Below are 14,405 nucleotides of genomic sequence, written 5' to 3'. Positions count from 1 at the left end.
GACATGACAAGCAAAAGCTTGTCATGTCCTTTTTCAGTACGTTAGATCATTTATCTTTGAAGCGCTCTGCTACCCGTCCCTTCCGACGATCCCGTCGAAGCAAAAAACCGGCGAAAAACCCTAGTCCTGCCGCAAACAACAAAAAACCGACGAGGAATTGAAGCCAAATAAAAGGGAATGGCTTAAAAAGAATACCGAAAAGAGAATCTCTCATCAATTTTATGCCTGTAGCAGCTGCAATTCCGGGAATGAGAAGGACGATAAATGCCGCTAATCGGGCCATTATGAACAACTCCTTACCGAGTTCAATTTTACAGCGTCAACAATTATTGTCAAGGTGCGAAGAATGGTGTATGATGAATATGGATTTGCAAAAGATTGCATTCATATTAAAGGAGTTTGAACATCCTTGCAAAACGTTCTTATCGTCGGGGCTGGCGAAGGAGGCTCCGTCTTATTGGATCTATTGGACAGATCGGAACTCATGACCGTAAAGGCCATTGTCGATAAAGACGCAAACGCTCCTGGGCTCGTCTCCGCAAAACAAAAAGGTATTTCTTGCGGATCCGACTGGACGGAGTTCCTTGCAGAAGACATTCAAATTGTATTCGATGTCACAGGAGACCGTGCTGTGTTTCCGGAGCTGATGAAAAAGAAAGCGGAAGGTACACTGATCATACCTGGAACAGTCGCAAATCTTCTCGTCCGTTCGCTGGAAGAGAACAATCGGTTTTTTGACCAGATCAAAAACCAGATACATAAACAGCGGCTGATCTTCGATTCACTCGATGAAGGGATGATTGGGATCAATAAGTCCGGAGCTATTGATTTCATCAATGAAAGCGCTTGCAGGATGCTTGGTGTGCTCGCGGGGAATGCTATCGGCAGGCCGATTGCCGAACTGATTCCCGATAGTAAACTCGTCCGGGTATTCGAAACGGGCGAACCGGAATTGAATAACGAACTCACACTTCCGAACGGGCTTAAAATTGTCAGTTCCCGTTTTCCGATCCTTACTGAAAAAGGAGAAAGGATTGGGGCGTTTGCCGTTTTCAAGGATATTTCGGAAGCTGTAAAACTGGCGGAAGAAATTACCGATTTGCGGCAAGTGAAAACGCTTCTGGAAGCGATCATCCATTCGAGCGATGATGCGATTTCTGTAGTCGATGAAAAAGGGAACGGCATTCTGGTGAATCCGGCATATACGCGAATCACCGGGCTTTCAGAAGACGAAGTGATCGGAAAACCTGCGACCGTCGATATCAACGAAGGTGAAAGTATCCATATGAAAGTACTGGAGACAGGTAAGCCGGTCCGTGGCGTGAATATGCGGATCGGGGAAGGAAACCGTGATGTGATTGTCAATGTTGCTCCGATCATCGTCGGGAAAGATCTAATCGGAAGTGTCGGGGTGATCCATGATATCACTGAAATGCGATCACTGATGCGGGAACTTGATTGGGCGCATTCAATCATCCGCAAGCTTGAATCGACGTATACGTTTTCAGACATTAACGGAACTTCATCTGAAATCATCCTTGCGGTTGAACAGGCGAAAGTCGCATCGAAATCCGAAGTGCCCGTTCTCCTCAGAGGCGAGCAGGGTGCGGGCAAAGAGTTGTTCGCCCATGTAATCCACTCTGGCGGAAAGCGGAAAGAGAAAGAATTCATCCGGGTGAATTGCAGTGTAATCGATCCGGATCTTATGGAAACGGAACTGTTTGGCAATGCCGAGGAAACACATTCCGGCTTGCCCGAAGAAGGGTTGCTCGCAGGGAGCGGTACTCTATTCCTCGATGAAGTGACGGACTTGCCGGAATATGTCCAGGCTGAACTTGTCCGCTGCTTAAGAGAAGGAATATGCAGAAACGGGAAAAAAATTGCCGTCCGCCTGATAGCAGGTAGCTCCATGAACCTTGAAAAGGCGATGGCTGATGGTTTCTTCAATGAAGAGCTCTATTACCAATTGAATCGGCTTTCCATCCACATACCGCCGCTCCGTGCTCGTAAAGAAGATATACCGGAGATCGCAGGACGCCTGCTCGGAAAGCTGAACCAGGAATTCGGGATGAGCGTGGAGCAAATTTCGGAAGGCGCTTTGGAGAGCCTCTGTCAATACGATTGGCCTGGTAATGTGCGGGAGCTTGAAAATGTCCTGAGCAGGGCGATGATCTATATGAAATCAGGAACGACGGTCATAGAAGAAAACGACATCCGAAAATCACTGTTTTCAAATACCGCCAAACAGGAGACCGAGAAATTGCCTGAAAAGAGTACTCTCGCCTCCATTATGGACGAATATGAAAAATCTGTGCTTGGAAAGGTGCTTGAAGAAAACGGAGGCAACAAATCACTTGCCGCAAGACGGTTAGGCATTTCCCTTCGTTCCCTTTATTACAAGCTGGAAAAGCACAAATTGATATGAGAGGGGGATCCCGGCAGTGCAGACTTTGGATTCACTTCTAGAAAAGGCAGTTTGCCCAGATGCAAGACCAGTTGTTGCGGTAGCCGCGGCAACTGATCCAGAGGTACTCGGAGCCGTTCACCTGGCACTTGAAAAGGAACTTGCGTCATTTCTCCTTTTTGGCGATGAAACGGAAATCACGCGGCTGATCGATGCAGCCTTCACAGAACTAAAGCAAAACGATTCAGTGAAGATATTGGACAGCAAAAGTGACAAGGAAGCAGCGGAGAAGGCCGTGAAAGCTGTTTCCGCAGGAAAGGCGCATGTTCTTATGAAAGGGAACTTGCCGACCGCCGTGATCCTGCGGGAAGTTCTCCATAAGGAATATGGATTGCGCAAGGAGAAAACTTTGTCACATGTTGCCGCGTTCGAAGTGCAAGGGTATGACCGGCTGCTGTTCGTAACGGATGCAGCCATGAATATTGCGCCAGATCTTACGGAGAAAGCGCAAATTGCGCGGAACGCGGTACGGGTAGCCCATGCATGCGGAGTTGATAAGCCGATTGTTGCACCGCTTGCCGCAATTGAAACTGTCAATCCTGCCATGCAGCCTACAATGGATGCAGCAGCACTGGTCGTCATGAACCAGCGAGGCCAAATCACAGATTGCATCATCGATGGCCCGCTTGCTCTCGATAATGCGGTTTCCGTTGAAGCGGCAAGCCATAAAGGGATTGAAAGCGTTACAGCAGGAAATGCCGATATTCTTCTTGTCCCGGACATCGAGGCTGGAAACATCCTCTATAAATCACTGATGTACTTTGCGAACGCAAAAGTCGGCGCTGTCATTGAAGGGGCCAGAGCACCCATTGTGCTTACATCGCGTTCGGATAGTATGGAAAGTAAACTGTACTCACTTGCACTGGCGATTCTTTGCTCAATAAAATAAACACCATCTTAGGAGGAATTACAAATGGAACTATTCAAGTATATGGAAAACAGCGATTACGAACAACTTGTCATCTGCCAAGATAAGACATCCGGACTTAAAGCGATCATCGCGATTCACGATACAACTCTCGGACCTGCGCTTGGCGGTACGCGCATGTGGACTTATGCTTCGGAAGAAGAAGCGATCGAGGACGCACTTCGCCTTGCAAAAGGCATGACATATAAGAATGCGGCAGCAGGCCTTAACCTTGGAGGCGGAAAGACAGTCATCATGGGAGATCCGAAGAAAGACAAGAACCCTGAGCTGTTCCGTGCATTCGGACGTTTCATCGAAGGCTTGAACGGCCGTTATATCACTGCTGAGGATGTTGGTACAACTGAAGAGGATATGAACCTCATCCACCTTGAGACGGATTATGTAACAGGCGTCTCCGCTGAATTCGGTTCTTCGGGCAATCCGTCCCCGGTAACGGCATTCGGCGTATATCGCGGCATGAAAGCGGCTGCGAAAGAAGCGTTCGGCAGTGATTCCCTAGAAGGGAAGACTATTGCGGTACAAGGCGTAGGAAATGTCGCTTATACACTTTGCGAGTACTTGCATGAAGAAGGCGCGAAATTGATTGTCACAGACATTAACAAAGAAGCTGTCCAGCGTGCAGTGGATGCATTTGGCGCGGAAGCTGTTGAAGTCGACGAAATCTATTCACAAGAAGCGGACATCTTCGCTCCATGTGCCCTTGGTGCCATTATCAACGATGAAACGATTCCACAATTGAAAGCAAAAGTCATTGCGGGATCAGCAAACAACCAATTGAAGAATCCAGAACATGGCGATCAGATCCATGAAATGGGTATCGTCTATGCGCCGGACTATGTCATCAACTCAGGGGGCGTCATCAATGTTGCCGATGAGCTTGACGGCTATAATCATGACCGTGCTATGAAGCGTGTAGCAGGCATCTATGAGACGATCGAGCAGATTTTTGCAATTTCGAAACGTGATGGCGTGCCATCGTACGTAGCGGCAGACCGCCTTGCGGAAGAGCGTATCGCACGAGTAGCTAAATCGCGAAGCCAATTCTTGCAAACGGAAAAAAGCGTTTTATCACGCAGAAAATAAAAAAAGCAGTCAAGCACAAAGGACGGTATGGGCATGCCAGAACAAAATTATCATGTCCTGGTGATCAATCCAGGATCCACATCAACGAAAATTGGCGTCTATGCCGCCGGAACTCTTGTAATGGAAAATACTATGCGGCATCCAGCAGAAGTGATTGCACGCTATCCTTCCATTATTGATCAATACGCATTCAGAAAGGAAGCCATTCTCGCAGCACTTGAAGAAAACGGCATTGAAACATCGAGCCTAGATGCGGTTTGCGGACGGGGCGGCCTGCTCCGCCCCATATCCGGCGGGACATATGCGGTTAACGAAGAGATGATCGCTGATTTGCGCAAAGGATATTCAGGGCAGCACGCTTCGAATCTCGGGGGCATTTTGGCTGATGAAATCGCATCGGAATTGTCCATCCCGGCGTTCATTGTCGATCCGGTCGTCGTGGATGAAATGCAGCCGGTTGCCCGCATTTCCGGATTTCCGCTAATTGAACGGAAATCGATCTTCCATGCCCTGAACCAGAAGGCAGTCGCAAGGCGGTACGCCAAACAGGCGGGAAAGCGCTATGATGAGCTGCGTCTGATCGTGGTGCATATGGGCGGCGGTATAACCGTCGGCGTCCATGAATATGGCCGTGTCGTAGATGTCAACAACGGTCTGCATGGTGACGGTCCTTTCAGTCCAGAGCGCGCGGGGACAGTTCCGGCTGGAGATTTGATCGACTTATGTTATTCCGGCATGCATTATAAGGATGAGCTGATGACGAAACTCGTCGGCAAAGGAGGCCTTGTCGGCTATCTAGGCACAAACGATGCGGTAGCTGTTGAAAAACGCATTGCAAAAGGTGACGAACAGGCAGCCCTCGTTTATGAGGCCATGGCGTACCAGGTTGCAAAAGAGATTGGCAGTGCGGCCGCTGTACTAGGCGGGAAAGTGGATGCGATCCTGCTGACAGGCGGACTTGCGTACGGTAAAGACTATATCGACTCGATCATTGAACGAATCGGCTGGATTGCGGAGGTCGCCGTTTTCCCTGGTGAAGACGAACTCCAGGCGCTGGCGGAAGGAGCCATGCGGGTCCTTTCCGGTGAAGAACAAGCAAAAACCTATCCATCGTGATGGATAGTCGAAGGAGGCCATCTATCTATGGCACAGGAATATGACGTAGTGATCCTCGGCGGAGGCACAGGTGGATATGTAGCTGCAATCAGATCAGCTCAACTCGGCTTGAAAACTGCTCTTGTCGAAAGAGAGAATCTAGGCGGAACTTGCCTGCATAAAGGATGCATACCGAGCAAGGCATTGCTGAAAAGTGCGGAAGTATACCGTCTCGCGAAAGAAGAGGCAGCCGGTTACGGAGTAGATACATCAGGTGCCACACTTAATTTCGCCCGGGTCCAGGAACGCAAAGGGAAAATTATTGAGCAGCTGCATAATGGCGTGAAGGCTCTTATGAAAAAAGGAAAGATCGATGTATATGAAGGGACAGGACGCATGCTTGGCCCATCCATCTTTTCACCGATGCCGGGGACAATCTCGGTCGAGATGAACAACGGTGAAGAGAATGAGATGCTGATCCTTAAGAACCTTGTCATTGCAACAGGTTCGCGTCCGCGCACCTTGCCCGGCCTGGAACTTGATGAGAAACAGATCATGTCGAGCGACGGTGCCCTTCAGATGGAGAGCTTGCCGAAGTCGATCATCATTGTCGGCGGCGGCGTCATCGGAATCGAATGGGCATCGATGCTGCATGATTTCGGTGTGGAAGTGACTGTCATTGAATATGCCGATCGGATTCTGCCTACCGAAGACGCGGATATCTCTAAGGAAATGAAAAAACTCCTTACAAAGAAAGGGATCAACTTTGCGGTCGGAGCGAAAGTGATGCCGGAAACGCTTCAGAAAGCGGAAGGTTCTGTAACAATTTCTGCAGATATCAATGGCGAAACAAAGGAATTCACAGCAGAAAAAATGCTTGTTTCCGTAGGGCGGCAGGCGAACATCGAAGGCATCGGACTTGAGAATACGGAAATTGAAACTGAAAAAGGCTACATCAAAACAAAGCCGACCTACCAGACGAAAGAGAGCCATATTTATGCGATCGGCGATTGTATAGGCGGCCTCCAGCTCGCACATGTCGCTTCACACGAAGGGATTGCAGCTGTTGAGCATATCGCAGGACATGATGCGCATCCGCTTGATTATGTCAACATTTCTCGTTGCATCTACTCGAGTCCCGAGGCGGCAAGCGTCGGCCTCACGGAAGCACAGGCGAAAGAGCGCGGCTTTGAATTGAAAGTCGGCAAATTCCCGTTCGCTGCGATCGGCAAGGCACTCGTCAATGGGAATGCCGATGGTTTTGTGAAAATCATTGCAGACAAGAACGCGGATGACATACTCGGTGTACATATGATCGGGGCGCATGTCACAGATTTGATCTCAGAGGCAGGTCTTGCCATGGTTCTGGATGCAACTCCGTGGGAGGTCGCTATGACTGTGCATCCTCACCCATCTTTATCCGAAATTATGGGAGAAGCGGCGCTGGCCGTTGACGGAAAAGCGATCCATATGTAAGCAATGCCGGAAAATCGGCATCAGTTAGAAGGGGGATATTGAAAAAATGGCTAAATCTCGTCATGAAGAGCTTGGACTTTCTAATGAAGACGTTCTTCACATGTATGAAACAATGCTCATGGCTCGCAGGCTTGATGAGCGTATGTGGCTTCTGAACCGTGCAGGAAAGATTCCGTTCGTCATCTCTTGCCAGGGGCAGGAAGCGGCACAAATCGGCGCAGCATTCGCGCTTGACAATAAAAAGGACTGGATTGCTCCTTACTACCGTGATATGGGTGTCGTCCTGCATTTCGGCATGACGCCAAAAGATCTTATGCTCTCTGCATTCGCAAAAGCGGAAGACCCGAACTCCGGCGGTCGGCAGATGCCAGGCCACTTCGGTCAACGGAAAAACCGGATCTTGACCGGATCCTCGCCTGTTACGACCCAATTGCCTCATGCAGTAGGAGCAGCGCTTGCAGCGAAAATGAAAGGCGAAGATTTCATCACATTCGTGACACTTGGCGAAGGTTCTTCCAACCAAGGTGATTTCCATGAAGGAATGAACTTTGCAGGCGTCCATAAATTGCCGACTGTCGTCATGGTTGAAAACAATAAGTATGCGATTTCCGTACCTTTGGAAAAGCAGCTTGCGTGCGAGCATGTGGCAGACCGGGCTGTAGGTTATGGCATGCCGGGTGTCACGGTGGACGGAACAGATCCGCTGGAAGTGTACAAAGTCGTGAAAGAAGCGGCTGACCGTGCACGAAGCGGCGAAGGCCCAAGCCTTGTGGAAGCGGTGTGCTACCGTCTGACAGCTCATTCCTCCGACGATGACCACCGTCTATATCGGGATCCTGAGGAGCTGGCGGAAGAACGTAAGCTGGACCCGCTTCCAAAATTCGCGGTCTATTTGAAAGAAGCCGGAGTGATGGATGAAGAGAAAGCGAAGGAAATTGATGACAGAGTCATGAAATCCGTCAACGAGGCGACAGAATATGCGGAGCAGGCGCCGTATGCGGAACCTGACTATGCGCTTCTCCATGTATATAAAGAGGAAGGGGGAGACAAGTGATGGCAGTCCTTTCATATATTGATGCGATCACCCTCGCGATGAAGGAAGAGATGGAGCGGGACGAGAATGTCTTTGTTCTAGGGGAAGATGTCGGCCGCAAGGGGGGCGTCTTCAAAGCGACGACAGGTCTGTATGACCAATTTGGCGAATACCGTGCGCTTGACACGCCGCTTGCAGAATCTGCGATTGCCGGTGTTGCAATCGGTGCAGCCATGTACGGCATGCGGCCTATCGCCGAGATGCAGTTCGCAGACTTCATCATGCCTGCTGTCAATCAGATTGTCTCCGAAGCGGCAAAGATCCGTTACCGTTCCAATAATGACTGGTCTTGCCCGCTGACAATCCGTGCCCCATTTGGAGGCGGTATCCACGGAGCACTGTACCACTCGCAGTCTGTTGAAGCTATGTTCGCCAGCACACCTGGACTCAAAGTCGTCATCCCATCGACACCATATGACGCGAAAGGTCTTTTAAAAGCGGCAATCCGCGACGACGATCCGGTTCTATTCTTCGAGCATAAACGTGCATACCGGCTTATCAAAGGCGAAGTGCCTGAGGAGGAGTATGTCCTGCCAATCGGCAAAGCCGATGTGAAACGCGAGGGCGAAGATATTACAATCATCACCTACGGACTTTGCGTCCACTTCGCATTGCAGGCAGCTGAGCGCCTGGCGGAAGATGGGATTTCCGCGCATATCCTCGATCTGCGGACAGTTTATCCACTCGACAAGGAAGCGATCATCGAAGCTGCATCCAAGACAGGAAAAGTGCTCCTCGTGACAGAAGACAATCTGGAAGGAAGCATTATGAGCGAAGTATCCGCCATCATCGCGGAACATTGCCTGTTCGATCTGGATGCACCGATCAAACGTCTTGCCGGCCCGGATATCCCTGCTATGCCTTACGCTCCGACAATGGAGAAATTCTTCATGGTGAATCCGGACAAAGTTGAAAAGGCTGCCCGCGAACTAGCGGAATTCTAAACCGGAAGGAGTCCGATCCAAATGGCTGTTGAAAATATTGAGATGCCGAAACTCGGTGAAAGCGTCACCGAAGGCACAATTGAAAAATGGCTCGTCGCACCAGGCGACCATGTAAATAAATACGATCCGCTTGCTGAAGTCAATACAGATAAAGTGACAGCGGAAATCCCTTCATCTTTCGAAGGGACAATTAAGGAAATCATCGTTAAAGAGGGAGAAACCGTTGAAGTCGGCGTCATTGTCTGCACGATCGAAACGGAGGGCGGCGGTGAAGCAAAGCCAGAAGCTGCTCCTGCCAAGGAAGAGCCAGCTAACGAAATGCCGGCAGCAGGATCTAAAAAGCCAGCCTCTCCTTTGAAACAGCAGAAAGGGGCGGCTTCGGGACGCTTCTCCCCAGCCGTCTTGCGCCTGGCTCAAGAAAATGATATCGATCTTTCACTTGTTTCAGGTTCTGGAAAAGACGGTCGCATCACGCGGAAAGATCTGATGCAAATCATTGAAAGCGGTGAAATTCCGGCTGCTCCAGCGCAAGAGGAATCTTCGTCCAGCTCTTCGTCCAGCTCAACAGCGCAACCGGTCCAAAGTGCTGCACCGGCTGCAAGTCCTGCGAAGAAGGAAGCTGCGCCGGTTCCAGTGTCTCCGGGAGATGTGGAAATTCCTGTAACAGGCGTCCGCCGTGCAATCGCTGCAAATATGCTGCGTTCGAAACACGAGGCGCCGCATGCATGGACGATGGTGGAAGTGGATGTGACCAATCTGGTCAGCTACCGCGATTCACTAAAAGGAAATTTCAAACAGAAGGAAGGCTTCAACCTGACCTACTTCGCATTCTTCGTGAAAGCGGTCGCGCAAGCGCTTAAGGAATTCCCGATGATGAATTCCATGTGGGCGGGTGACAAGATCATCCAGAAGAAAGACATCAACATCTCAATTGCTGTTGCGACGGAAGACGCCCTCTACGTGCCAGTCATCAAGCATGCCGATGAATTGACGATCAAAGGGATCGGACGTGAGATCAATGAGCTGGCAACTAAGGTGCGCACAGGTAAGCTGAAGTCGGACGAGATGCAGGGAGGAACATTCACTGTCAATAATACAGGGTCATTCGGTTCTGTACAGTCAATGGGGATCATCAACTACCCGCAAGCCGCAATTCTGCAGGTGGAATCGATCGTCAAGCGTCCTGTCGTCATGGAAGGCGGCATGATCGGCGTACGGGATATGGTCAATCTTTGCTTATCTCTTGACCACCGCGTACTCGATGGGCTTATCGCTGGACAATTCCTTGCTCGAGTCAAAGGAATTCTTGAAAATACCACAAAAGATAACACATCGATCTATTAAGCAGAAAAATCCCCATGGCAATCATCGTCATGGGGATTTTTCATAGATCCTCTTCCGATAAGGGCGCAAGTCATGTAAACTAGTGAATATAATTATACTTTTCTGAGATAAAAGAGAAGATAAAAATACATTGCAGGAGGAATCCCAAATTGCCGGTACATATGATGAAAAATGCGAAGTTTCCTGAAGGCGACCTCGGCAAGTGGAAAGATCTTGTGGAGCAATCATTGAAAGGGCAATCGTTCAATACACTGATCACCCCAACTTGGGAAGGGATCGAGCTGCAGCCATTATATACAGAGCCGTATGATTCCACGCAATCCGAATCCATCCGGGAAGGAAAGAAGACGGCTGGCTGGACAGTTGCACAGCAAACGTTCGCGCAAAGTGGAACCGAATTCGTACAACAGCTTGAAGAGTCTTTAAGACAAGGCAATGAGTCGATCGTCTATAGCGGAATGCAACCGTTCGAATGGACAGATCAGGACCTTGTTGCGCTCGCTAAATTATTATTGCAATATCCTTTTCAGTTCACGGAAATGGAAAAAGACGATCCCATCTGGAAAGCGCTCGATTTCATTGAACATGCGGACCGGCATAAAGCACGCGGCATCGTGCAGGCAGGCGACTGGATCGTACCGCCGGGTTACCAGCATATCAGGACCAATGGAGCGGATGTCAGAAAGGTTCACTACGAGGGAGCAGACGCGGTTACTGAATTAGCTGCCGCCCTTTCCATAGCTGCAGGCAAGGCAGAAAAGGCAGAATCATTCAGCGCGTTTTCCTCTGGGTTTTATGTGCATTTCTCAATTGATACACACTTTTTCATGGAGATCGCTAAACTGCGGGCATTCCGGCTGTTATGGAAAGCGTTTGCAAGTGCGTATGGGGAAGAAGCACAACCTATTCCGGTTCTTGCGGAGACATCTTTGCGCTCCTATTCAAAAATCGATCCCTATGTCAACCTTCTGCGTGCGGGCAATGAGGCTTTCTCCGCCATACTCGGCGGGGCAGATTCGATCACAGTCCATCCGCATGATATGTTGACGGGACCTTCGACAAGTTCAATCCGGTATGCACGCAATATCCAATTCGTATTGAGAGATGAGACACATATTGAAAAAGTCGATGACCCTGCGGCTGGCTCTTATTTCCTCGAGAGGCTGACAGAGCAGTTAGTGGAACAGGCGTGGGATAGATTCCTCGCAATTGAACAAGCCGGAGGATATGAACAATATTTTGCGGCTACTAGCCTCCAAGATTCATGGAAATCAAGAGAAGAACGGATCAGGAAAGCAGAAACGCCGCTCGTCGGTACGAATATGTATGCAGATGCTTCCTCTTACCCGCTTATGGATGATCCCGGCAATCCGGCAGTGAGACGTTTCGCGGAGCCTTTCGAAGATATACGATCGAAATTCGCAGCTGCCCGGCCTGAAGTTGTGCTTCTCATGTTCGGTGATTTGAAACATGTGAAACCGAGAGCTGATTTCGTCAGCGGTTTCCTAATGACCGGCGGGCTGGAAAGCGAATGGAGCCCTCTATTCCAAGATGCTGCTGAAGCAGTCCAGTGGCTCGCGGACAAAAAGCCGGATTATGCAGTGATCTGTGCTCCCGCCGGCTTGGCAGAACAAGTCATTGGTCAGGTCCTCGAAGAAAAGCCAGCCGGTATCATGCTTGATGCAGCAGGCGCTTATGATCGAGATCTGATGGACGCATGGGTAGCTGCAGGTCTTAACGGATTCATAACAAAGGGGCAGGACCGGATTGCGAAACTCCAGGACATCTATGACAACTGGAAAGGGGGAGGCATGCACAATGAAAAGGCCTGACTTTAAAACAGTAGACATCCAAAAGTCCATGCATTTGTCCATGAAAGGTTCCGAACACTCAGAGGCATTCCTGACAAATGAAGGAATCGAAGTGAAGCGCAACTATTCCGAAGAGGATATCAAAGAGGCGGAGCATTTGAGGGACTTGCCTGGAATCGCCCCAAACACGAGAGGGCCGTATCCGACAATGTATGTCGCCCGCCCATGGACTGTCCGTCAGTATGCTGGGTTCTCAACTGCTGAAGAGAGTAACGCTTTTTATCGCAGGAATCTTGCGATGGGACAAAAAGGCCTCTCTGTCGCATTCGATCTTGCTACGCATAGAGGCTATGATTCCGATCATCCCCGCGTCAAAGGGGACGTTGGTAAAGCGGGTGTAGCGATAGATTCGGTTGAAGATATGAAGATCCTTTTTGACGGCATCCCTCTTGACCAAATGTCTGTTTCGATGACGATGAACGGGGCAGTGCTTCCCGTCATGGCATTTTATATTGTAGCGGCTGAAGAGCAGGGAGTTCGGCCAGAGCAGCTTGCCGGCACAATCCAGAATGATATTTTAAAAGAATATATGGTGCGAAATACGTACATTTTCCCACCCGAAATGTCGATGCGGATCATCGCTGACATTTTCGCCTATACATCCAAGCATATGCCGAAATTCAACTCGATTTCGATTTCAGGCTATCATATGCAGGAGGCGGGTGCGACGGCAGATATCGAACTTGCCTATACGCTTGCGGACGGTCTTGAATACGTGCGGACAGGGCTCGCTGCCGGGATTGACGTCGATTCATTCGCACCGCGGCTCTCCTTCTTCTGGGCGATTGGCATGAATTATTTCATGGAGATTGCAAAGATGCGGGCGGCACGTCGGATCTGGGCGCAAATGATGCAGACGTTTAATCCGGAAAACCCAAAATCACTTGCGCTTCGCACCCATTCCCAGACATCCGGCTGGAGCCTGACGGAGCAAGATCCGTTTAACAATGTGACCCGGACGCTGATCGAAGCGAACGCCGCTGCCATGGGCCATACCCAGTCGCTTCACACGAATGCGCTCGATGAAGCGATTGCCTTGCCGACAGACTTCTCTGCCCGCATCGCAAGGAATACACAGTTATTCCTGCAGGAGGAGACACTCATGACGAAGACGATCGATCCGTGGGGAGGCTCTTTCTACGTCGAGTCGCTGACGCAGCAACTGATGGAAAAGGCTTGGGAGCTGATTCAGGAGATAGAAGAACTCGGCGGCATGGCGAAAGCGATCGAGACGGGTTTGCCGAAAATGAAGATCGAAGAAGCGGCAGCCAAACGTCAAGCGAAGATCGATTCGAAAACGGAGACGATCATCGGGGTGAATAAATACCGGCTGGAGCAAGAGGAGCCGATCGATATTTTAGATATTGACAATACAGCGGTCCGCCATAAACAGATCGAACGGATCAACCGTATGAAAGGAAGCAGGGATGAGGAGGCAGTGCTGAGAAGCCTCGAAGCCATCACTGAGGCGGCGCGCAGCGGCACGGGGAACCTGCTCGCATTGTCTGTCAATGCTGCCCGCGAGCGTGCGACAATCGGCGAAATCTCGGATGCAATTGAAAAGGTGTCGGGACGGCATAAAGCTGTCATCCGGTCAGTGAGCGGGGTCTACAGCTCCAACTTCTCGAATCAGGAAGAAATTGATGAAGTGAAGGGAATGGCTGAAGAGTTCCTTGAAAATGAAGGCCGCCGTCCGCGCATCCTTATCGCGAAAATGGGGCAGGACGGACATGACAGGGGGGCGAAAGTGATTGCTTCGTCGTTTGCCGATCTTGGCTTCGATGTCGATATCGGTCCTCTGTTCCAGACGCCCGAGGAGACAGCGAGGCAGGCGGTCGAGAACGACGTCCACGTAGTTGGTGTCAGTTCGCTCGCTGCTGGGCATAAAACACTTGTCCCTGAACTCCGCGATGAACTTGCGAAGCTTGGACGGCCGGACATCCTCATTGTTGTCGGCGGTGTCATTCCTGCACAGGACTATACGTTTCTCCGCGAAAATGGGGCGAGCGCCATCTTTGGACCAGGAACAGTCATACCAGTCGCTGCACAGAAAGTGATCGAAGATATATATAGGAAGCTCGGCTACGAGGAAGTGATCGAGTGAATG

At 50.2% G+C, this 14,405-nt stretch carries 11 protein-coding genes; 10 read left to right on the top strand and 1 reads right to left on the bottom strand.

Features of this window, described 5'->3' with window-relative positions:
* Positions 1-46 precede the first annotated feature (46 nt).
* Entirely contained in the window at positions 47-283 is a 237-nt protein-coding gene (locus tag ACZ5FK_RS03000; protein WP_464806434.1) for a DUF2627 domain-containing protein, read from the bottom strand.
* A gap of 126 nt (positions 284-409) precedes the next feature.
* Between ACZ5FK_RS03000 and ACZ5FK_RS02995 the strand changes: the two genes are divergently transcribed.
* The 10 genes from ACZ5FK_RS02995 to scpA all read left to right on the top strand — a co-directional run bounded on the left by ACZ5FK_RS02995 (position 410) and on the right by scpA (position 14,402).
* The gene (locus tag ACZ5FK_RS02995; protein ID WP_464806433.1) at positions 410-2,425 is read left to right on the top strand and encodes a sigma 54-interacting transcriptional regulator; all 2,016 of its coding nucleotides are present in this window, start codon (positions 410-412) and stop codon (positions 2,423-2,425) included.
* Positions 2,426-2,441: 16 nt separating this feature from the next.
* Positions 2,442-3,353, top strand: a complete 912-nt coding sequence (yqiS, locus tag ACZ5FK_RS02990) for a phosphate butyryltransferase (RefSeq protein ID WP_464806432.1) — start codon at positions 2,442-2,444, stop codon at positions 3,351-3,353.
* Between the two features lie 24 nt (positions 3,354-3,377).
* Positions 3,378-4,475 carry a branched-chain amino acid dehydrogenase gene (gene bcd, locus ACZ5FK_RS02985; protein WP_464806431.1) on the top strand — a complete coding sequence of 366 codons (1,098 nt, stop codon included), beginning with the start codon at positions 3,378-3,380 and terminating at the stop codon, positions 4,473-4,475.
* Between the two features lie 33 nt (positions 4,476-4,508).
* Entirely contained in the window at positions 4,509-5,591 is a 1,083-nt protein-coding gene (gene buk, locus ACZ5FK_RS02980) for a butyrate kinase (RefSeq protein ID WP_464806430.1), read from the top strand.
* A 27-nt stretch (positions 5,592-5,618) separates the two neighbouring features.
* A complete protein-coding gene (gene lpdA, locus ACZ5FK_RS02975) occupies positions 5,619-7,046 on the top strand; it encodes a dihydrolipoyl dehydrogenase (protein WP_464806429.1) in 1,428 nt (475 codons plus the stop codon).
* Positions 7,047-7,092: 46 nt separating this feature from the next.
* On the top strand, positions 7,093-8,100 hold the full coding sequence (locus tag ACZ5FK_RS02970; protein ID WP_464806428.1) for a thiamine pyrophosphate-dependent dehydrogenase E1 component subunit alpha: 1,008 nt from the start codon (positions 7,093-7,095) through the stop codon (positions 8,098-8,100).
* A complete protein-coding gene (locus ACZ5FK_RS02965) occupies positions 8,100-9,083 on the top strand; it encodes an alpha-ketoacid dehydrogenase subunit beta (RefSeq protein ID WP_464806427.1) in 984 nt (327 codons plus the stop codon). Before ACZ5FK_RS02970 ends, ACZ5FK_RS02965 begins: the two co-directional genes overlap by 1 nt.
* A gap of 21 nt (positions 9,084-9,104) precedes the next feature.
* The gene (locus ACZ5FK_RS02960; protein ID WP_464806426.1) at positions 9,105-10,427 is read left to right on the top strand and encodes a dihydrolipoamide acetyltransferase family protein; all 1,323 of its coding nucleotides are present in this window, start codon (positions 9,105-9,107) and stop codon (positions 10,425-10,427) included.
* Positions 10,428-10,576: 149 nt separating this feature from the next.
* Positions 10,577-12,259: a methylmalonyl-CoA mutase family protein gene (locus ACZ5FK_RS02955; RefSeq protein ID WP_464806425.1), complete on the top strand. Its 1,683-nt coding sequence runs from the start codon at positions 10,577-10,579 to the stop codon at positions 12,257-12,259.
* Positions 12,246-14,402, top strand: coding sequence for a methylmalonyl-CoA mutase (scpA, locus tag ACZ5FK_RS02950; protein ID WP_464806424.1), 2,157 nt, complete (start codon positions 12,246-12,248; stop codon positions 14,400-14,402). Before ACZ5FK_RS02955 ends, scpA begins: the two co-directional genes overlap by 14 nt.
* Positions 14,403-14,405 lie beyond the last annotated feature (3 nt).

It is taken from the genome of Sporosarcina sp. GTC18466, from assembly GCF_055389225.1.
The sequence above is the reverse complement of the archived record's forward strand: the minus strand, read 5'-3'. Positions and strand labels throughout refer to the sequence as shown.

Excerpts from the sequence above, each read along its gene's own strand:
- ACZ5FK_RS02970 (WP_464806428.1), top strand. The coding sequence starts at position 7,093 with ATGGCTAAATCTCGTCATGAAGAGCTTGGACTTTCTAATGAAGACGTT.
- scpA (WP_464806424.1), top strand. The coding sequence starts at position 12,246 with ATGAAAAGGCCTGACTTTAAAACAGTAGACATCCAAAAGTCCATGCAT.
- ACZ5FK_RS02960 (WP_464806426.1), top strand. The coding sequence starts at position 9,105 with ATGGCTGTTGAAAATATTGAGATGCCGAAACTCGGTGAAAGCGTCACC.
- lpdA (WP_464806429.1), top strand. The coding sequence starts at position 5,619 with ATGGCACAGGAATATGACGTAGTGATCCTCGGCGGAGGCACAGGTGGA.
- ACZ5FK_RS02965 (WP_464806427.1), top strand. The coding sequence starts at position 8,100 with ATGGCAGTCCTTTCATATATTGATGCGATCACCCTCGCGATGAAGGAA.
- ACZ5FK_RS03000 (WP_464806434.1), bottom strand. The coding sequence starts at position 283 with ATGGCCCGATTAGCGGCATTTATCGTCCTTCTCATTCCCGGAATTGCA.
- buk (WP_464806430.1), top strand. The coding sequence starts at position 4,509 with ATGCCAGAACAAAATTATCATGTCCTGGTGATCAATCCAGGATCCACA.
- bcd (WP_464806431.1), top strand. The coding sequence starts at position 3,378 with ATGGAACTATTCAAGTATATGGAAAACAGCGATTACGAACAACTTGTC.